The organism is Vagococcus proximus, from assembly GCF_029143285.1.
Classification (GTDB): domain Bacteria; phylum Bacillota; class Bacilli; order Lactobacillales; family Vagococcaceae; genus Vagococcus_D; species Vagococcus_D proximus.
In genome coordinates this window covers 500,789-519,367 of the sequence record NZ_JAPDSH010000001.1, presented here as the reverse complement: position 1 = coordinate 519,367, position 18,579 = coordinate 500,789, and the positions used below count along the sequence as shown (strand labels likewise).

Below are 18,579 nucleotides of genomic sequence, written 5' to 3'. Positions count from 1 at the left end.
CCTCCTCTTATTAGGCAGAGCGATTTTAATTTTGACGCTCTACCGAGTCAATAATGCCGACAATAACCGCGTCAACGGGAGTTTCAGGATCATCTAAAGCGACACGGGCTGAACCACCCATTGTGACTAAAACCATGTCACCAAACCCTGCTCCAGCATTATCCGCTGCAACTAGAGTTTGGGGTGTTGATGTTTTTTCATCCGCTTCAATATCAACTAATAAAAACTTCAAACCATTTAATTTTTCATTTTTTCTAGTAGCCCATAGACTACCTGAGACTGTCCCGATTAACATAGTTATTCCTCTTTTCTTCTATATATAAGTGTGATTTGTTTTTCTCTCAAATAATCTTTTGCAAGCGACGTTACAATTGTTCCTTCACTTACTTCAAATTTTGAGCCTATTTCCAAACCTAACTTACCAAGTTTATCATATGTCAAAACTTGTCGTTTCTCATTGTTTTCTTGCTTGTAACACTCTACAAATTTTGCACCAAATGATTCTAACGTTGCTTCATAGTCTTTAATTACTTTACCCATCAAATAAGGAAGTTTTTCAACTTCATCTGTATAAGATAAACTATCTTTAACTATAAATACAGGTTTCTTTTCTTTAAAAAAAGAAAGTAAACACGTAGATTCATCTGATTGAGGAGAGAATAAAGCAACTTGACTAAGTAAACTCACAGATAAGTCAGCCACTAAAATAGCATCTGCTACCTGATGATCAGTTGACCTTACATAATCATTATCCGAAATAAATTGCTCTATTTGGTTAGTTGTTTCTCCTAAAATATAAAGTTTTTTTGAGTTGTTGGACTCACTGCCATTAGCAAGTTGCAACATAATTTTATCAGTTATATAGGTTACTAATGCCTCTATATCCATCATAAATTACGCCTGCTTTTTAATGATATGACCTTGTGTTCCTTTTTTGAATCCACAAGCATTTGCTTCATCATAATCAATGTGCATGTATGTTGCGAATTTTGGACTCACACGGATAACAACATCATCAAAGATTAATGGTCGTTCACCTTCAACTTTAACTTGTACAATTTCACCTTGAACAACGTTATTACGTTCAGCGTCCTCTGGCGTCATATGTACATGACGTTTTGCTGCAATTAACCCTTTTTCAAGAGAAGCAACTTTTAAGCCATTCATTAAAACGATACCTGGTGTTCCTTCAATATCGCCACTTTCTTTAACTGGTGCTTTTACTCCAAGAATAAGGGCATCTGTTAATGACACTTCTACTTGAGAGTCACTTCTTTCTGGACCTAAAATGATGACATTTCTTAGAACGCCTTTAGGACCAACAAGAGAGATTCTTTCTTGGCAAGCATATTGTCCAGGTTGTGATAAATCTTTAGCCTTTGTTAATTGGTAGCCTTCACCAAATAATAAATCAATTGTTTTACGGTCTAAATGGACGTGACGACCACTAGCTTCCACTTCAAAAGATTTGTTTTCAGTTTTAATACGAGAAACAACTTCACGTACTAATACATTGATATCTAAATCAGTCATACTATACCTCCTACCACATTTTAATTATAGAAAAGGGTATATTTAAAAGTTAAATATACCCTTTCATGTCAACTTTTAAAAAAAGCTGGTGTATTTAGAAATTAACCTTGTACTTTTGGTAAGATTTCGTCAACTTCTGAATGTGGACGAGGGATAACGTGTACTGATAATAATTCTCCAACACGTTCTGCAGCTGCAGCACCAGCATCAGTAGCAGCTTTAACTGCACCAACATCACCACGTACCATAACTGTTACTAATCCGCCACCTACTTGTTCTTTACCAATAAGTGTTACGTTTGCTGCTTTAACCATAGCGTCTGCTGCTTCAATTGCTCCTACTAACCCTTTAGTTTCGATCATTCCTAATGCATTTGCGTTCATAATAAAATTCCTCCTAATAGTATATGTTTTTTTTATATTATAAATAGATTATAACCAATTATTATAGTTTTGCTAAAATAGCATCAACTATTGTGTTAATTAAAACGTCTTCTGATTTTACTGATGTGTTTGTTGAAGCAGTTGTTTTACCTTCAACTAAGTAAGCATCTTCACCACGAAGTTCTTCTAATTCGCGTACGCCATAAGCAACACGACGAATATTGAATAAGTTTTCAGGTCCAATATTATCTGATGTTGAACTTCCACCAACAGCACCACAACCTAATGTTAAGGCTGGCATCATATTAGTAGCCGCACCAATACCACCTAGTGCTCCAGGAGCATTAACTAGTAAACGAGAAACTGGTTTTCTTAAACCAAATTCACGGACAACATTTTCATCTTCAGTATGCAAGCATAAAGTATGACCTGCACCTTCATGATTTAAAATATCAATGCTTAATTCACAAGCTTCTTCCCAATTCTTAGTTGTGTAGAAAGCTAAGATTGGTGCTAATTTTTCGCGAGAATACGGCACTTTATCGCCAACACGAGTTTCTTCAGCAATTAAGACACGAGTTCCAGTTGGTACAGAAAGACCCGTTAATGTTGCGATATCTTGAACAGATTTCCCTACGATTTGTGGGTTCATTGTTCCGTTAGCACGCATAATGAATTTTTCTAATTTGGCAGCCTCTTCGATTGATAAGAAGTAAGCACCATTCTTTTTAAATTCAGCAACAACTGCAGCTTTGCTCACTTCTTCAACAACAACTGATTGTTCAGAGGCACAAATTGTACCATTATCAAATGTTTTTGAATCCATGATACGTTTAACAGCCATAGGGATGTTTGCAGATTTCTCAATAAAGGCTGGTCCATTACCTGGTCCTACACCAATCGCTGGCGTACCAGATGAATAAGCCGCTTTAACCATTGCAGATCCACCAGTTGCTAAAATTAAGTTTGTTAAGTCATTCTTCATTAATTCAGATGTACCTTGAATAGTTGGAACTGTCATACAGCTAATAGCTCCAGCAGGACAGCCAGCTGCAACAGCAGCGTTACGAATGATTTCGATTGTTTCTAAGATTGCTTTTAAAGCATTTGGATGTGGTGAGAAAACGATACTGTTTCCGGCTTTAATTGAAATTAAAGCTTTGTAAATCACTGTAGATGTTGGATTTGTCGATGGAATTAATCCTGCAACAACACCAACTGGTACAGCCACATCAGTAACACGACGAACTTTATCTTCGTTGATGATACCAACTGATTTAATATCTTTAATATTTTCCCAAACAACTTTAGATGCGAAAGAATTTTTAACTACTTTATCTTCCCAAATACCAAAGCCAGTTTCTTCACGAGCCATTTTTGCTAATTTCACACGCTCATTATAAGCAGCATCTGCAATTGCTTTACAAATTGTATCAATTTTTTCTTGTGAGAAAGTTGATAGTTCTTTTTGAGCTGCAGTCGCTTCTCTTAATAAGTTTCTTACTTCTTGAACTGATAATAAATCTTTATCTTGTAAATTCACCAAAAATTACGCCTCCTTGTTTATTTTTTCTTCTTATTTTTTGTAGAAGAAGTTTTTGATGCTTTTTTTGTTGATTGTTTTTTAACGGTTTCTTTTTTTGCGCTTGTTGAATTGTTTGGTATTTCAGGTTTAGCTTCTCCAACAGGGAGTAATTCAACTTGTTCTTCAGTTATGACAGATTTCATTTCTGCTTTTGGTTCTTTATTTAAAGAAGAAAGAACCATTTCTGCAGCTTCATCCGCTAGACGTGGAATGACGTGACTAGATCTTAAACATGTAAGGTCATTCGCAACACGACTCCCTGTTTCAACTGCTACTTGAACAGCTGAGACATTGCCTGATAATTGAATTGTTGTAATACCACCAGAAATCTTCTCAGCACTAATCAACTGAACATCAGCTGTTTTAAGTGCTGCATCTGCTGCTGCAACTGCTCCAAGAAAACCATTAACTTCAATAAGGCCTAAAGCTTGAATAGACAAGGTTATTGCCTCCTTTGGATTAATACATTGTTGGGTTTGCCGCAACTAATGCTACTGCTTGAGCAAAGGCATCACATGCCGCTTTACACGCAGATTGACTACCTGTTAATAATGCACCACCAAAGTTAGTTTCTGAAGGTGGGCCGTAAAAAGCTGCTACTTCCACATCTGCTGCTTTGATAGCAGCATCTAAAGCGTACATAGCTTCTAAAGGAGGAGCGATTAGGTAAGCTAGTGCTTCACCTTCTTTAATTCCTGCTTCTTTTGATAGGTGAGTACCTGTACGAGAGATTAAATGTGCAAAATAAGGAACACTATCATCTTCGTTAGCACTGATGAAACCAGGGCTATTTTCAATTTCTTGAACAACTGTATCTAACCCACTTTTAACTTCTGCTGGTGATGGACCAGCAATAATACCTATCACTTCACCTGCAAATTTAGTACTAGCGTTTCCAGCACCAGCGTACATACTTTTAGCGTATACCACTTCAACTGCTGCTGATTTAGTTGCTTCATCTAAAGCAACGTATGTCACATCATCACAATCAGAGGTGATCATACCTAAACTACGGTGTTTTTGAGGATCTAAGTTTAACGCTTTAGCCATACCAGCGTCTACGTTTGCAATGATTTTCACACTTAAAACGTTAGCACCTAATGAATCATTAATCATTTAATTTTCCTCCTTTATTAACCTTCTTTTAAGTCAATACCTGATTTTTTCTTATCAAGCATATTTTTAATAACTTCAGCAATGTAAGCTCCTGCTTCAACTGCCGGTGTACCACCTTTTTGGATATTAGAAATAACTGTACGGCGAGCTTCTGGCATACCGATAGTTGGTTTATAAGCAAGGTAAGCACTCATAGATTCAGCAGTAACTAAACCTGGACGCTCTCCAATTAACATACACACAACATCTGCTCCTGATAATTCACCGATTTCATCCATTGCCCCTACACGAGAGTACTTAACAAAGATAACTTCATCGAAATCAAGGTTAAACATTTTTAAACCTTGTTTAATTGATGGAAGAATTTCTTTGATGTTAGCACCAATCGCTGCAGAACTTAGCCCATCTCCTACAACAATTTGTACTTTAGCACCTTGTTTAGAGTGAGATTTGATAATTTGACGATTTTCATCATCAAATTGACGACCTAAATCTGGACGTGTTACATATTCATCTTTGTCGTTACATTTAGTTTGAACTGGAACAAATCCCATTTCGCTAACTAATTCCTCAGGAACATCTGAGAATACTGCATCTTGAGCGGCCGCGTGGTCAGCTCTAAAACGTAGCATAGATTGAGTCTTGTAACGAGGACCTGAACGCCATAAACCTAGACGAGCTGGTGTGTATTGTTTCATACGTAAGTATCCTTCTTCATCAGCTGCATCTGGTACTAGGAATTGACTCTTAATATCAACTTCAGTAATATCTGGAATAAATCCATCTTCTACTTGACCATTGTATGATGCATCTTGTTGAGATGTTATATTTGAAACAATACTTCCTACAACATCCTCATTTTTATTAGAATCTTGACCAGACATTTCTGATAAGATTGTTTCTATCATTGCTTTTAATCCTTTTTCATCGACCATTTCTTAGTGAACCCTCCTTTTCTATTTTAAGAAGATAGAGCCATCGCCAGCACGTTCAGTCAAGCGACCATCTTCCATAAGTCCCATTTTTTCCATCCAACCTTCGAACTCACGAGTAGGACGTTTGTTTAACATGTGTCTAATTGTAGCTGTTTCATGGTAACCAGTTGTTTGGTAATTTAACATGATATCATCAGCGTGTGGAATACCCATAATGAAGTTAACATTAGCTAATGCTAATAATGAAGCTAAGTTTTCAGCATCATTTTGGTCAGCTTTCATGTGGTTTGTATAACATACATCACAACCCATTGATAAGCCAGAAAGTTTACCCATGAAGTGATCTTCTAAACCTGCACGAATAACTTGTTTTGAATCATATAAGTACTCAGGTCCAATAAATCCAACTACTGTATTAACAATATATGGATCAAAACGTTTAGCAAAACCATAACAACGGGCTTCCATTGTTACTTGGTCAGCACCATAGTGAGCATCTGAAGATAATTCAGAACCTTGACCTGTTTCAAAATACATAACGTTAGGGCCTGCAACAGCACCTGTTTCCATAGCTAATTTTTTAGCTTCAGCAATATCGTTAGAATCAAAACCAAAAGCAGTATTCCCTTTTTCTGATCCTGCGATTGATTGGAATACTAAACCAGTTGGTGTTCCTTTTTTCATCGCTTCAATTTGTGTTTTAACATGAGCCAGCACACAAGTTTGTGTCGGAATTTCCCACTCATTTTTAAATTCTTCAAATTTATTTAAGATACGCATAACACTTTCAGTTGAATCATCAACAGGGTTTAAACCGATAACAGCGTCCCCGATACCATATGATAAACCTTCCATAAGTGATGCCATGATACCATCAATATCATCAGTAGTGTGGTTAGGTTGTAAGCGAGCTGAGATACGACCAGGTTCACCAATCGTTGTATTAGCTGTTTTCATAACAATAATTTTTTGTGCAGCATAGACTAAATCCATGTTAGACATTAACTTAGTAACAGCGGCTACCATCTCAGATGTTAAACCACGAGCAACTTGTTTAATATCATAGTCACTAGTTTTGAAATCAAGGATATACTCACGTAATTCCTCAACTGTCCAATGTTTGATGTTGTTGTAAGCACGTTTGTTTACATCATCAATGATGATACGTGTAACTTCATCGTCCTCATAAGGTACTACAGGGTTATTGAATAAATCTTGTAATTGTAATTGAGCTAAAACAACTTTAGCTGCAACACGTTCTTCTGCTGAAGTAGCAGCTACACCCGCTAAGGTATCGCCAGATTTCACTTCATTTGATTTGGCTAAAACTTCTTTTACTGATTTAAATTCGTAAGTTTTGCCAAACAATCTTGTTTTTAATATCATTTTTAAAATTCCTCCTTCACTTTTCTTCTAATTAAAAATTAACGTTTTTACTACCACAGGTAAAACACTACCCGCTGCTACTGGTTTCCCAATATCTATATAATCTCCATTTTCGACACGAACACTATCAATACAGACAAAAGGATAACCTTTTGGCAAAAGACCAAATAAACATTGACCTAGTGACTTCGCCATATCTTGTTGGACAATTATAACTAAAGTTTCATTTCGTTGAATCATACTATCTAGACCAATAACAATTCCTTTAGCATATTCCTGGACTCTATTGAATGTAGGATTGCTCTCCCCTTCAATACCCAATGATATTGCTTGGAACTCGTTTTCTAATTGATACCATTCCATTTTCTTAACAATAGCATCAGCAATAGAATGTTCGGCACCTAACTCATCTTGATGACTAAGCTTTAGAATCGGGCTATTTTTGATAGGCAATACTTCCTCGATATACGTAATCGTACTGCCACTAATTTCTGCAGTATGTGCACCTGCTCCAACAACTGTCGCACGTATTGTTTCAATAGATTTAATGACATTCATCTCATTCATAATAATGGAATCTTTAATAGCTCTACCTAAAAGTAACCCTATATCTCCATACATGAACGGATCAACTCTATTGTCTTGATCAATACAATCTGCTACGCCACCTGAAAATGATAAAGCTTCTATCACTCTAGAATGGCCTAAACCTTTATTAGTGATAATCAAGTCATAATAGGGACTGATTGGCCCAATACCTACGCTATTTTCAAGTAATGTCACCATTATTGAAATAATAGGTTCTAAATCTTGTGGGGTTACCACTTGACCTTCTTGTAATTTTAGCTGTTCCTTAGTAATGATTTCTTTAATTTTAGGCGCCAAGTAAGTAATCTTATGGGTGGTTTTATCGACTTTTATCAGTCTCCCACCGATATCAAGACATCCTGTATCCGTTACTTCACCGTCATAAAAGACAGCTAAATTTGTAGTACCACCACCGATATCTAAATTGACCACAGTATTGTGATGTTCTTTAGAGAAGCTTTGGGCACCTGCACCACGACCAGCAATAATACTTTCTAAATCAGGTCCGGCTGTCGCCACGACAAAATCTCCTGCATAACCACTAAGAGCCTCTAACACCTTGCTTGAGTTTTCTTTACGGGCTGTCTCACCTGTAATAATAACCGCACCAATTTGAATATCATCTTTACCAATTCCAGCTGATAGATACTGCTTTGAGACGAAATCTTTAATTTTTTCAACATCAATTAAGTTGTTTGAAAAAATGGGAGTAAACATTATATCGCTTCGAAAAATAACTTTTTTATCTGTTATCGTGATACGAGGTATCGTAAAAGCTGATGCCATGTTCTGTATCGATAATTCTGAAATAATCATTTGTGTCGTTGATGTACCTAAATCAATCCCGACACTCAATACTTTTTCTTCAGACAAATCATTCCCACCCTTCTTTTTAAAAATTAAAAAGCCGCTCAAATAAATCTTTTAATAAGTTAAAAGATCTGTTTAAGCGACTTTGCTTGACGACAAACGACATTGTTTGTCCTATGTAGTTTTAAAATAAAAACATGTTGTAGTCCCATCATCTGATGAGTTTACTTGTAATTTACCTCTAAGCTTATCTTTTATATATGATGATACGATTTGAAGTCCTAAACTTTGTTCAAATATAGCATCAGAATCGTATCCTGAACCATTATCTTTAACTGTGACTTTAACAAAATCATGCCCTTCTCTAGAAAGAAAAATACTGATTTTATTATCTGTCAAACTTCTATTAAAGGCATGCTCAAAACTATTTTGAAGGAGTTCATTGACAATCAAGGCCACTGTAACCGTACGGTCACTGTCTAGACAAATTGTATCATCTAAATCAACATCTACCTGAACATTAAGTGTTCCTAAAAATATCCGTTGAACGTTCCCAATTATCATACTCAATACTGACGACAAGTAAATATCATCATCTATTTGTTTTGATAACATTTCGTGCACGCTAGAAATAGCGAGTACACGATTTTCACTTTCGTTAAGAATTTTTGAAGCTTCTTCATTTTCTATACGTCTTCTTTGAATACGTAATAATGATACGATACTTTGTAAATTATTCTTAACACGGTGATGAATTTCTTTAATTGCAACAGATTTTGTAATAATCTCTACTTCTTTATTATAAATCTCAGTTTTATCATGGAGTACCATTACAAAAAGATCTTTATCGCTCTCAAAAAATCGTTTCATTTCAAAGTGACTTTCACCAAATCTGACTTCTTTTTCAGAAACCTCATGCCATCTGCCTGCATCTAACAAATAAAGCAACTGCTCGAATGTGCTCATATCAAGTGACAAATTATCATAATGAAACCCTTTGATTCGTTCCATATAACCAAAGTGATAATAATAAGAATCAGCTACACTATTATTCATCACAAGATAGCCATCCTTGTCAAAAACTAATATTGCCTCGTCTAATTTATCTAAGAATGATCGGTAAAATAGGTTAGCTTTTGGATGGTTATAACTGCCATTAGTTTGATCATCAAAGACACTTTTTTTCGCATGATAATCTCGCTCTTCAACAGCTTCAGCAAAAGGAGATTCTACGATGATTACACCAATGTTTTTCTGATTATTCCGTATAGGAAATACCTTTTGTCTAATCAAGATATTTTCTTGCGTTTTCCCTAATAACCCCTCCGTTTTTAACGATGTTTCGAATGTTCTATAAACACCAGGCTCATTAAGTCTCTTAGCCACTTTACCAATGATTTCATCTCTATATAATGATTGTTTCAAAGTTGGCTTACGGTGATATATAACGATAGCTTCATCTGTTAAAGTTGAAAGAATATCAATAAATACATCCTCACCTTGATACAAAATACTATTTTCTAATATATTTGAGGCCTTGACTATCTCATCAATATCACTTGGCGTTAAATCAGAATTTTCCTTGCATAACTTTCTAATAAGAACCTCATGCATGACTAATCACAATCATTTCAGCAACATCAATCATTTGACACCTTTTATCCATGCTTAGCTTTCTGATTTGCTTGTAGGCTTCATCTTCAGAGATACCTTGACTTGACATCAATACACCTTTTGCTTTTTCAATCATTTTTCTGTTTTCCAGTTTAGTAGAAAGTTCTAAAACATTCTTTTCTAAATTAAAAACTTGATCTCCCTTAGCAATAGCCATATCAACAGTGGGAATGAATGATTTCTCATCTAGTGGTTTCACTAAGTACCCTACCGCATCAAATCCAAGAGCTTTTTGTCGGTGGCTAGCATCACTAAACGCCGTTAACATTAGTATTCCTTTTGCATAACGTTCACTCATAATTTTTTTTCCAGCTGTTAAACCATCTAAAAGTGGCATTTGAACATCCATAATGACTAAATCTGGAATATGTTGTTTACAAACTTCGATTGCCTCGAACCCATCTGCTGCTTCTCCTACGACATTGTAGTTAGCTGCACGCAACATATCCTTTAAATCTAATCTCATTAATGGTTCATCGTCTACAATGACAATGTTCTTAGTCACGATACCACTCCTTTCATATATCAAGCTTTAATTAAAATTTAAGTTTTTGTAACAGACGTTGATGAAAACTCTAAAATTGATTCTAGTCCTGACGTTACCGCTTCGAGAGCGGAATTAATTGATGATAAATCACCTGTTAAAACGACTGACCCACTAAAACGATCGACAAATCCTACTTCTATATCACCTGATTTTAATGCAATATCTACTGCAATGATGGCTGCTTCACTAGGTGTAATGGTTAAAATACCAATAGCACCTTTAGTTGTAGTAACCAAACCAAGTTTATCGTAAATATCTTGTGTTGGACTAGCAATAATATGAGCCATTGTGACTTGCTTACCAGGAACATACTCTTGTATTAAGCGTTGTTTTTCTTCCAAGAACTAGCACCCTTCCTTTTTTAAGACATTCCTAATCTATTTACTAAATAACGGCTTAATAATTGCGACTACTTCTTCTTCAGTCGGTTGAATTGGATTTGTTGCTGTTGTTGGATCTTGTATAGCTTCTTTACCAATTGTATCCAAATGTGGTTTTAACGTCTCTTGTGACTCACCCATCTCAACAAAGTTTGTTGGAATAGCTAGGGACTGTCTTAATTTTTTAATACGGTTAACCAGTTGACGAACAGCCATTTTACCTGAGCCAGTTGATAAGTTATTTTTTTGCGCAATATCAGCATACTTTGTCATTGCAATATTACATTTATCTGAATTAAATTCAATAATCGATGGTAATAAAATTGCATTAATACGACCATGTGGCATGTGGAACTTTCCACCGATTGTATGTGCGATACCATGACATAATCCTAATGACGCTTGGTTAAATGCAATCCCTGCTAAGCATGATGCATAGTGGACTTTTTCTCTAGCTTCCATGTCATCACCGTTAACAAAGGCACGTTCTAAGTAGTTAAAAATCAAACTAATCGCTTTTTCAGCTAAGGCATCCGAAAAATCATTTGCTTCTGTTGAAACATACGCTTCTAAAGCATGTGTTAAAACATCCATCCCTGTATCAGCAGTGATATGCGGTGGAACTGTTCTAACTAAGCGTGTATCTAAAATTGCTTTGTCAGGCTGTAATAAATCATCCACTAATGGGTGTTTTAAATTTTCTTTCGGATTAGTTATAACTGAGAAATTAGTTACTTCTGAACCTGTTCCACTTGTTGTTGGAATAACAATCAGAGTTAACTGTTCAAATTTGCCTAATTTAATTCCAAAAAGCTTCATCGCTTTTGCAGCATCAATAGCTGAACCGCCACCAAATGCGATTAATAAGGTTGGTTTGAAAGCGTCAAGTTTTTCAACACCACCTACAACATTATCAACAACAGGGTCTGGAACAACATCTGTGTATACCTCTACTGTATTTGTATCATTTATATTATCAGTAATAAAATCTATTAACTTAGATTCTACTAAAAAGCCATCTGTTACAATAAAAATTCTTTCATTTGAGTATGTTTTTAAACAATCTAGGGAATTTTCACCTATAAAGATATTTGTATTAAAATTTAATTGTTTCACCTTTGCACCTCCACATAATAATAAATAGAAAAAAGCTACCTAAAAAAGACTATATCTAGACTTTCTTTAGGTAGCTTCCTTGCTAACTAAAAAATAAAAAGACAGCGGGATACACGTCATTGTGCAATCTTACTTTTCAGTAAAATAATCCGTTGTCTTTTTATACCTTTAGTTTTATGCAAGTATTAAATTCTCTTTAAACTCTTACATGTATATACTGGTACTCATCAAAACGACAAGGAGTTTTACTGAATAAGCCTTATAATAGGCTATCTTCTTTATAAACTTAGTCGTCTTACCACGAAACACTAAGTACCATGTAGTTAATTTTAGAAAGACCTGACTTGTAGTTTTCACTCTTCACAGTGGCGGGACCGTATTGGAATCTAACCAAACTTCCATCTAAAATAAACCAATTAAATAACTTTCATCTAAAAAAATTCTATCACAATTGATAAGCGTTTACAACACCTTCTTGTGATTTTGGTACTAATTATAAAAAACTTTTCCGTTTCTTCTATAACTGACATCTGGACGCCCTTCACGGTGATTAATTAATCGTGCGCCTGCAAAAAAGTAATCCGATAAACGATTTAAGAATCTTAAGACTTCTTCATTAATCTCTTCAGTATCAGCCGTTGCGACTACTTCTCGCTCTGCACGTCTTGCGATTGTTCGTGCGTAATGCAAATGACTCGCAACAGGATCGCCACCAGGCAAAATAAATTCCGTTAACGGAGCAGGTGATTGTAAGTATTTATCTATACACTCTTCTAGCCACAATGTAGACTCACTTTTTGTTCTATATCCTTTTGTAGCGTTAGGTGTTGCCATATCTGTTCCGCAATCAAATAAAACTTGTTGAATTTCAATCAAATCTTTTTTTACATCCAAACTACTCTTCATTTGGCTAATTATAACACCTAAATATGAATTTAATTCATCAATCGTTCCATATGAACATACTCGGTTAGAAGCTTTAGAAACTTTATCCCCACCTATGATACTTGTTTGACCTTTATCACCAGTTTTAGTATAAATCTTCATTAGTCATCCTCCTCTTTCAAATAATCAAGTACGTCTTCAATACCTTTATCTTCAGTTGAAGACACTTTAAATATTTTTACAGCTCCCGCATTAAGCAAACTTAGTTCAGCACGCTTAATATCATCTTCACTTTCAGCTAAATCTATTTTAGTAATAATGCCAACACTAGGGCAAGCAAACATACTACCAAAACCTGGAGGGAACGTATCAAATGATTCTCCAACACTTTGAAGTAATCCAACCACATCGGCTTCAGTTGATGTCACCTGTAACGCACTATAATATTGACGTCGTTGTGTGAATTCACCTGGAGTGTCAATGACCAGCTCTTCAAATTGAATCGCTTGTGTTTTATGATACGAAATCTTTTGACCTTTTAAACGTTGAGTCAACGTCGTTTTCCCTGTTCCCACAGCGCCAACTAACATAATTTTTTTCATGTATTTACCTCTTATCCGAATTCTATGATCGTGTAATTTTTGTTTTAGAAATAGCTAACATATTGCTTAGAGTATCGATTACTGCTTCCAAAGCTGCTTCAACAGCAGTCACATCACCTGTTACAACTAATGCTCCGCTGAAACGGTCCATAAATCCAATCTTAACATCCGCTGCTTTCGTTGCAATATCTGATGCCACAATGGCCGCTTCACTTGGGGTAATCGTTAAAATACCAATCGCTTGTGATTTAAAGGCTTGTAAACCCACCTTTTCATAGACTTTACTATCTGGATTTGCAACGATATGTGCAATTGTTATCTGACGACCCGGTACCGATTCTTGAATAACTCTCTTTTTTTCTGACATATTTATTCGTAGACCCCTTTTCTATTTTACTTTTAGTTCAATTAGTTTAGTCATCAGTTTAGGTGTGGTTCCACAGCATCCACCTAAAAATTTAACTTGATTAATCTCTGAAATAGCTTGCATTGTTTCAAAAAATTCCTTCTCCTTCACAGGATACTCAGACCCATTTTTTGTTTGCTCTGGCATACCAAGATTAGGTTGAATGATTAAGGGTAATGATGTTTTTTTAGCTAGCTCTTTAACATTATTTAATAATAACTTACTAATCGGAATACAATTTAAACCAATCGCAAAAACTCCTAAGCTCTCCATTTTCTCAGAAAATTGATCAAGCGTTTCACCAGAAAGCATAGTACTTTTCTCAGTTAATGTACATGTCACGCATAATGGAATACTTGTAATTGACAGTATTTCTTCGATTGCCATAACCGCCTCATCAAGACTACATACCGTTTCTAATAAAATCATATCAACTTGACAGTCAGTAGCTAGTTCGGCTTGCCATTTGTACTTTTGTTTTAACTCTTTTCTTTGCCTAGAAGTTAAATCCGAAAAATCACCATCCCCAGGTCCAATACTTAGCGCTATATTAGGAGCATTAAGGTTCCTTATTAAAGAGCAATCTGCACATATCACGTCTTTCATTTTAGATTTATCAGGAAAAGAAGTCACTCTAAATGTATTCGTTGTTATCACATCCACACCTGAATCAATATATGACTGATGTACTTGCTCAACTATTTCAACAGCATCAATCGAGGCATAGTCAATTGGATATTTTGTGTAACCTCGACTTGAAATTTCAGTACCCTTTGCACCATCCAAAAAACATTTATTTTTAAAAGATTTTAGTGACACAGCTAGTTTCAACTCCCTCTACTTATACATATACCAGTCTTTAGACTCTTTAACACTCTTCCACAATATCCTTGGAACTCTTAGTTCTTGACGAACGACACCTGTTAATGCCCTCTCTTCAATCACGATCTCTTTAGCTCCAGTCAGAATATCCCCTGCCCAATTTGGCAAAAATATAAACGGACGACAGGCTGAAATCAGCGGACTATGAGCCAATGCAGCTACAACATCTGCTTTTTTTAATAACCCCCCACACATAATAAGCGGCACAGATTGCGACATTGTAGTCAATAAACTCGATTTTGAGTAAGTCCTTCCCTCTAACTGAACCTCTTCCAAGCAATCAGAACTCGCCATATGAATATAATCAAGCGGGAGATCATTTAATTCTTGAATCGTTAATAGAGTTGTTTTGAACGACTGATCCTGTTCTTCTGCTTCTAACGATGTATCGACTTCTGACAATCTAATACCTAGCGCAAATGGTGAAGACGTGTGTTTATCTATACACCTTTTTAAACGAGAAATTAATTCTTTAGTGAATTTTAAACGTCCTTTTAAATCACCACCATACGAATCCTCTCGATGATTCCAATTCGGCGACATAAATTGAAACGGTAAATAGTTACTAGCAGCATGTATTTCAACACCATCAAATCCAGATGAAATAGCTCGAACAACCGCTTCTTCGTACTCTTGATATATCTGTTCAATGGTTACTAGGGTTAATTCATCATAGAGATGTGTTGGATTTAAGTTCTGTGACCCTTTTGACACACAGAATGATTTTCTAATATCTCTGTTATACAAGGTCATTGCCCCTCCGTGATACACCTGAACAATTGCCTTAGCACCTTGCTTTTTAATCGTACGAACCAACTTGTTTAAACCTGGAATGTGACGATTATGGCTTATACCAATACCACCTTCATAGGCTTTACCTTTTTGTGAAACATACGCTGATGCTAAAACTACTGCCCCAACAGAGCTAGAGCGCATGTCATAAAATTCTAAGTCTTCTTCACTTATTTCACCACCTAAATGGCAACTTAAAGTCGAAATTGGTGCAAAAAATAATCTGTTTCTTAAAACAAGTCCGCATTTAAGCTCAAATGATTCCTCCACACTCACGATATTCCCCCCTTTACATCGTATTAAAATAAAAAACGGCACAAAAAAGAAAACTTTTTTGCACCGTTGCATTTTAAGAAACACCACGCTGTGTTTCTACCGTTATTAACTTGTGTATAGAATATCAAATTTTTTAATAATAGTCAAAGCATGGTTTTAAGCCTTTTCATAATAATAACGAGTTTAAACTTACAAAAAACGTTGCATTACGGTTTGGTAAGGCTTACAATATTTTTGACAACGGTGTCATTTGATTCTCAAAAATAAACTAATAAGAAAGAATGCAGGTGAAAACATGTTATTAGAAAAAATCCATTCTTCTGGAATAGTCGGTGCTGGCGGCGCTGGCTTTCCAACTGCTAAGAAATTAAATGCCAAAGCAGAGTATTTCTTAATTAATGCTGCAGAATGTGAACCCCTTTTAAAAACGGACCACTATGTTATGAAAAATCATGCTGAAAAATGTATCCAGGCGATTGCTGAAGTTGGGAAATTTGTTGAAGCTGAGCATATTGTCATCGCTACGAAAAGTCATTACAACGAAGAAATCGCTTCACTACAACGGGCCATCGACAAATTTAATGCTCCGATTACTATTTTCAAAATGGGTAATTTTTATCCAGCGGGTGATGAACAAGTTATTGTGTATGAAGTGACAGGAAGGACTGTTCCTCCAGGAGGAATTCCTCTTCAAGTGGGCTGTGTTGTATCAAATATTACAACTATGCTTAACGTTTATGAATCGATGGTATCAGAAACAGCCCTTACCCATAAACTACTTACTATTACCGGAGAAGTTAATGAACCTAAGCTGTTGCTTGTTCCAATCGGCACTCCTTTCTCAAAATGTTTAGAGTTAGCTGGTGGTACATCTCTGACACAATTCATCTTCCTAAACGGAGGCCCTATGATGGGTAAGATTGGTAATCATTTAAACTTTAACGATCAAGTTGTGACAAAAACTACATCTGGCATCATCGTACTTGAAGAAAAAGAGTATTTGTATCAATTACACGAGCGTCAAATTTCACAAATTATTAATCAAGCAAAATCAAGCTGCATCCAATGCACCTTGTGTACAGATTTATGCCCACGCTACCAAATAGGCATACCTCTACATCCACATCAAGTTATGCGTCATCTGTCAATGAATGAGATTCCAGATGATATTGATGATGACCCGGTTTGGAAGCAAGCTATATTATGTTGTGAATGTGGAATTTGTGAAGTTATCGCCTGTCCGATGTCCCTTTCTCCTCGACAAGTTAATATTTATGTTAAAAATCGCTTAGCTGAAAAAGGGATTCGTTATCAATATAACGGCGAAGAATTAATTCCAAAACCAATGCGTGACTTTGCTAAAACACCACCTAAAAATATTTTGTTAAAAATGGGACTGGAAAAATACGCAAACTATACATTTGAGGATGTTACTGAATTTGAGACTGAAGAAGTTTTTATTCCTTTGAAAATGCATATCGGAGCTCCCTGCCAAGCTATTGTTAATCCAGGCCAACATGTTAACGTTGGCGATGTTATTGCAACTTTAGATGACGATAAACTTGGTGCACCTATTCATGCAAGTATTTCAGGGATTGTACAAACTGTTGGCGAACAATTAATTCATATTAAAAAGGATGTGGCATAATGGCTATAGATACATTAGGATTTTTAGAATTAAATAGTATTGCAAAAGGAATCGAAGCAGTTGACTTTATGCTCAAAGCTGCAGATTGTCAGTTAATCTCAGCTAAAGCAAGTTGTCCAGGGAAATATTATATCATCATATCAGGTCGTGTCGATTCCGTCGAACGTTCGATTGAAGAAGGAACACGTATCGGTGGTATGCATGTTGTGGGTAAACTGACTATTCCACGTATTGATCCGAAAGTAATCACAGCAATCAGCATGACTCATGTTCCAGATAACATGTCAGCTGTGGGTGCTATTGAATATTATTCAGCAGCAGGCTCTATCATTGCAGCTGATTTTGCTGTCAAAGCAGCTGATGTTGACCTGATTAGTTTACAATTAGGAACTGGAATTGCCGGAAAATCATTTGTTGTATTAACTGGTGATGTCGATTCTGTCAGAGCAGCTGTTGATGCTGGAGTTGAAGGGGCTAAAGAAGAAGCTATGATTATCAATCATATCGTTTTACCTAATCCTAGACCAGAATTAGTTAACAGCTTGGTATTTTAATCATAAAAAAGGAGCTAACTTTAAAGTTAGCTCCTTTTTTTTATTTCATTTCTAATTTATTTAATTTCCAAGCAACTTCATCGCCTGTTTTTAGTTCAGTATCAGATGCCCCTTTAGTTGCCGGTTTACCATTGATATCAAATAACCAATATTTATTGTCATCTACATTTTGTTCATGCCCATCAATAGATGATACCATGCCATTGTCGTCTGCCATATCAAAGTTAGCATCCATAACTTCTGCTAATGATTGACCCTCTTCAAAAGTTACTTCTTTTTTCGCTTCTTCTTTGTCATCAACAATCACTTGAATTGTCGCTTTTTGCTCATTCTCAGCTTTTTTATTGCTCGTTTCCTCAGTTTTCGCTTGTGAGTTTTCAGTTTTCTTATCTGATCCGCCTGCAGAACACCCTGTTAATACTAATCCTAATACCATTACAGCCATTAATTTTTTCATTGTTTTCATAATCACTACTCCTTT

22 protein-coding genes and 1 riboswitch are annotated in these 18,579 nt (G+C 35.8%); of the genes, 2 read left to right on the top strand and 20 right to left on the bottom strand.

The genetic code is table 11. The features are described 5' to 3' along the window. Positions 1-25: 25 nt before the first annotated feature. The 19 genes from OL233_RS02480 to OL233_RS02390 all read right to left on the bottom strand — a co-directional run bounded on the left by OL233_RS02480 (position 26) and on the right by OL233_RS02390 (position 15,896). Positions 26-295, bottom strand: coding sequence for a EutN/CcmL family microcompartment protein (locus OL233_RS02480; RefSeq protein ID WP_126830410.1), 270 nt, complete (start codon positions 293-295; stop codon positions 26-28). A gap of 2 nt (positions 296-297) precedes the next feature. Further along, positions 298-891 carry a hypothetical protein gene (locus OL233_RS02475; RefSeq protein ID WP_275470780.1) on the bottom strand — a complete coding sequence of 198 codons (594 nt, stop codon included), beginning with the start codon at positions 889-891 and terminating at the stop codon, positions 298-300. A 3-nt stretch (positions 892-894) separates the two neighbouring features. Next, on the bottom strand, positions 895-1,533 hold the full coding sequence (gene eutD / locus OL233_RS02470) for an ethanolamine utilization phosphate acetyltransferase EutD (protein ID WP_275470779.1): 639 nt from the start codon (positions 1,531-1,533) through the stop codon (positions 895-897). A gap of 101 nt (positions 1,534-1,634) precedes the next feature. Continuing rightward, positions 1,635-1,916, bottom strand: coding sequence for an ethanolamine utilization microcompartment protein EutM (gene eutM, locus OL233_RS02465; RefSeq protein WP_211330806.1), 282 nt, complete (start codon positions 1,914-1,916; stop codon positions 1,635-1,637). 61 nt (positions 1,917-1,977) lie between these two features. Then, positions 1,978-3,459 carry an acetaldehyde dehydrogenase (acetylating) gene (locus tag OL233_RS02460; RefSeq protein WP_275470833.1) on the bottom strand — a complete coding sequence of 494 codons (1,482 nt, stop codon included), beginning with the start codon at positions 3,457-3,459 and terminating at the stop codon, positions 1,978-1,980. A 20-nt stretch (positions 3,460-3,479) separates the two neighbouring features. Continuing rightward, a complete protein-coding gene (locus OL233_RS02455; RefSeq protein WP_275470778.1) occupies positions 3,480-3,941 on the bottom strand; it encodes a BMC domain-containing protein in 462 nt (153 codons plus the stop codon). Positions 3,942-3,960: 19 nt separating this feature from the next. Continuing rightward, a complete protein-coding gene (gene eutL / locus OL233_RS02450; RefSeq protein ID WP_275470777.1) occupies positions 3,961-4,617 on the bottom strand; it encodes an ethanolamine utilization microcompartment protein EutL in 657 nt (218 codons plus the stop codon). Positions 4,618-4,634: 17 nt separating this feature from the next. Then, positions 4,635-5,552, bottom strand: a complete 918-nt coding sequence (gene eutC / locus OL233_RS02445; RefSeq protein ID WP_275470776.1) for an ethanolamine ammonia-lyase subunit EutC — start codon at positions 5,550-5,552, stop codon at positions 4,635-4,637. Between the two features lie 21 nt (positions 5,553-5,573). After that, positions 5,574-6,938: an ethanolamine ammonia-lyase subunit EutB gene (locus OL233_RS02440; protein ID WP_275470775.1), complete on the bottom strand. Its 1,365-nt coding sequence runs from the start codon at positions 6,936-6,938 to the stop codon at positions 5,574-5,576. A gap of 27 nt (positions 6,939-6,965) precedes the next feature. Then, positions 6,966-8,399 carry an ethanolamine ammonia-lyase reactivating factor EutA gene (gene eutA, locus OL233_RS02435; protein ID WP_275470774.1) on the bottom strand — a complete coding sequence of 478 codons (1,434 nt, stop codon included), beginning with the start codon at positions 8,397-8,399 and terminating at the stop codon, positions 6,966-6,968. Positions 8,400-8,510: 111 nt separating this feature from the next. Further along, positions 8,511-9,950: a GAF domain-containing sensor histidine kinase gene (locus tag OL233_RS02430; RefSeq protein WP_275470773.1), complete on the bottom strand. Its 1,440-nt coding sequence runs from the start codon at positions 9,948-9,950 to the stop codon at positions 8,511-8,513. Continuing rightward, positions 9,943-10,515 (bottom strand): ANTAR domain-containing response regulator, encoded by a 573-nt coding sequence (locus OL233_RS02425; RefSeq protein WP_275470772.1) that lies wholly within the window; start codon positions 10,513-10,515, stop codon positions 9,943-9,945. The genes OL233_RS02430 and OL233_RS02425 overlap by 8 nt, the downstream gene beginning before the upstream one ends. A 38-nt stretch (positions 10,516-10,553) precedes the next feature. Beyond that, complete coding sequence (locus OL233_RS02420) at positions 10,554-10,898, bottom strand: BMC domain-containing protein (protein ID WP_275470771.1); 345 nt, start codon at positions 10,896-10,898, stop codon at positions 10,554-10,556. 36 nt (positions 10,899-10,934) lie between these two features. After that, on the bottom strand, positions 10,935-12,053 hold the full coding sequence (locus tag OL233_RS02415; protein WP_275470770.1) for a 1-propanol dehydrogenase PduQ: 1,119 nt from the start codon (positions 12,051-12,053) through the stop codon (positions 10,935-10,937). A 279-nt stretch (positions 12,054-12,332) separates the two neighbouring features. After that, positions 12,333-12,480: riboswitch (adenosylcobalamin (AdoCbl) riboswitch) on the bottom strand. A gap of 62 nt (positions 12,481-12,542) precedes the next feature. After that, the gene (locus OL233_RS02410; RefSeq protein ID WP_275470769.1) at positions 12,543-13,100 is read right to left on the bottom strand and encodes a cob(I)yrinic acid a,c-diamide adenosyltransferase; all 558 of its coding nucleotides are present in this window, start codon (positions 13,098-13,100) and stop codon (positions 12,543-12,545) included. Beyond that, positions 13,100-13,540 (bottom strand): EutP/PduV family microcompartment system protein, encoded by a 441-nt coding sequence (locus OL233_RS02405; protein WP_275470768.1) that lies wholly within the window; start codon positions 13,538-13,540, stop codon positions 13,100-13,102. Before OL233_RS02405 ends, OL233_RS02410 begins: the two co-directional genes overlap by 1 nt. 22 nt (positions 13,541-13,562) lie before the next feature. Next, the gene (locus OL233_RS02400) at positions 13,563-13,907 is read right to left on the bottom strand and encodes a BMC domain-containing protein (RefSeq protein WP_275470767.1); all 345 of its coding nucleotides are present in this window, start codon (positions 13,905-13,907) and stop codon (positions 13,563-13,565) included. A gap of 21 nt (positions 13,908-13,928) precedes the next feature. After that, a complete protein-coding gene (locus OL233_RS02395; RefSeq protein WP_275470766.1) occupies positions 13,929-14,732 on the bottom strand; it encodes a homocysteine S-methyltransferase family protein in 804 nt (267 codons plus the stop codon). A gap of 51 nt (positions 14,733-14,783) precedes the next feature. Beyond that, complete coding sequence (locus OL233_RS02390) at positions 14,784-15,896, bottom strand: oxidoreductase (RefSeq protein WP_275470765.1); 1,113 nt, start codon at positions 15,894-15,896, stop codon at positions 14,784-14,786. A 295-nt stretch (positions 15,897-16,191) separates the two neighbouring features. Between OL233_RS02390 and OL233_RS02385 the strand changes: the two genes are divergently transcribed. Further along, positions 16,192-17,544 carry a 4Fe-4S dicluster domain-containing protein gene (locus tag OL233_RS02385; protein ID WP_275470764.1) on the top strand — a complete coding sequence of 451 codons (1,353 nt, stop codon included), beginning with the start codon at positions 16,192-16,194 and terminating at the stop codon, positions 17,542-17,544. Then, positions 17,544-18,098 (top strand): BMC domain-containing protein, encoded by a 555-nt coding sequence (locus tag OL233_RS02380; RefSeq protein ID WP_275470763.1) that lies wholly within the window; start codon positions 17,544-17,546, stop codon positions 18,096-18,098. Before OL233_RS02385 ends, OL233_RS02380 begins: the two co-directional genes overlap by 1 nt. Before the next feature lie 40 nt (positions 18,099-18,138). Here OL233_RS02380 and OL233_RS02375 read toward each other — a convergent pair whose 3' ends face one another. Further along, positions 18,139-18,564, bottom strand: a complete 426-nt coding sequence (locus OL233_RS02375) for a DUF4430 domain-containing protein (RefSeq protein ID WP_275470762.1) — start codon at positions 18,562-18,564, stop codon at positions 18,139-18,141. Positions 18,565-18,579 lie beyond the last annotated feature (15 nt).

Coding starts and splice junctions, on each gene's coding strand:
- eutL (WP_275470777.1), bottom strand. CDS start 4,617: ATGATTAATGATTCATTAGGTGCTAACGTTTTAAGTGTGAAAATCATT.
- eutC (WP_275470776.1), bottom strand. CDS start 5,552: ATGGTCGATGAAAAAGGATTAAAAGCAATGATAGAAACAATCTTATCA.
- OL233_RS02430 (WP_275470773.1), bottom strand. CDS start 9,950: ATGCATGAGGTTCTTATTAGAAAGTTATGCAAGGAAAATTCTGATTTA.
- OL233_RS02385 (WP_275470764.1), top strand. CDS start 16,192: ATGTTATTAGAAAAAATCCATTCTTCTGGAATAGTCGGTGCTGGCGGC.
- OL233_RS02405 (WP_275470768.1), bottom strand. CDS start 13,540: ATGAAAAAAATTATGTTAGTTGGCGCTGTGGGAACAGGGAAAACGACG.
- OL233_RS02475 (WP_275470780.1), bottom strand. CDS start 891: ATGATGGATATAGAGGCATTAGTAACCTATATAACTGATAAAATTATG.
- OL233_RS02480 (WP_126830410.1), bottom strand. CDS start 295: ATGTTAATCGGGACAGTCTCAGGTAGTCTATGGGCTACTAGAAAAAAT.
- OL233_RS02375 (WP_275470762.1), bottom strand. CDS start 18,564: ATGAAAACAATGAAAAAATTAATGGCTGTAATGGTATTAGGATTAGTA.
- OL233_RS02380 (WP_275470763.1), top strand. CDS start 17,544: ATGGCTATAGATACATTAGGATTTTTAGAATTAAATAGTATTGCAAAA.
- OL233_RS02400 (WP_275470767.1), bottom strand. CDS start 13,907: ATGTCAGAAAAAAAGAGAGTTATTCAAGAATCGGTACCGGGTCGTCAG.
- eutD (WP_275470779.1), bottom strand. CDS start 1,533: ATGACTGATTTAGATATCAATGTATTAGTACGTGAAGTTGTTTCTCGT.
- OL233_RS02440 (WP_275470775.1), bottom strand. CDS start 6,938: ATGATATTAAAAACAAGATTGTTTGGCAAAACTTACGAATTTAAATCA.
- OL233_RS02410 (WP_275470769.1), bottom strand. CDS start 13,100: ATGAAGATTTATACTAAAACTGGTGATAAAGGTCAAACAAGTATCATA.
- eutM (WP_211330806.1), bottom strand. CDS start 1,916: ATGAACGCAAATGCATTAGGAATGATCGAAACTAAAGGGTTAGTAGGA.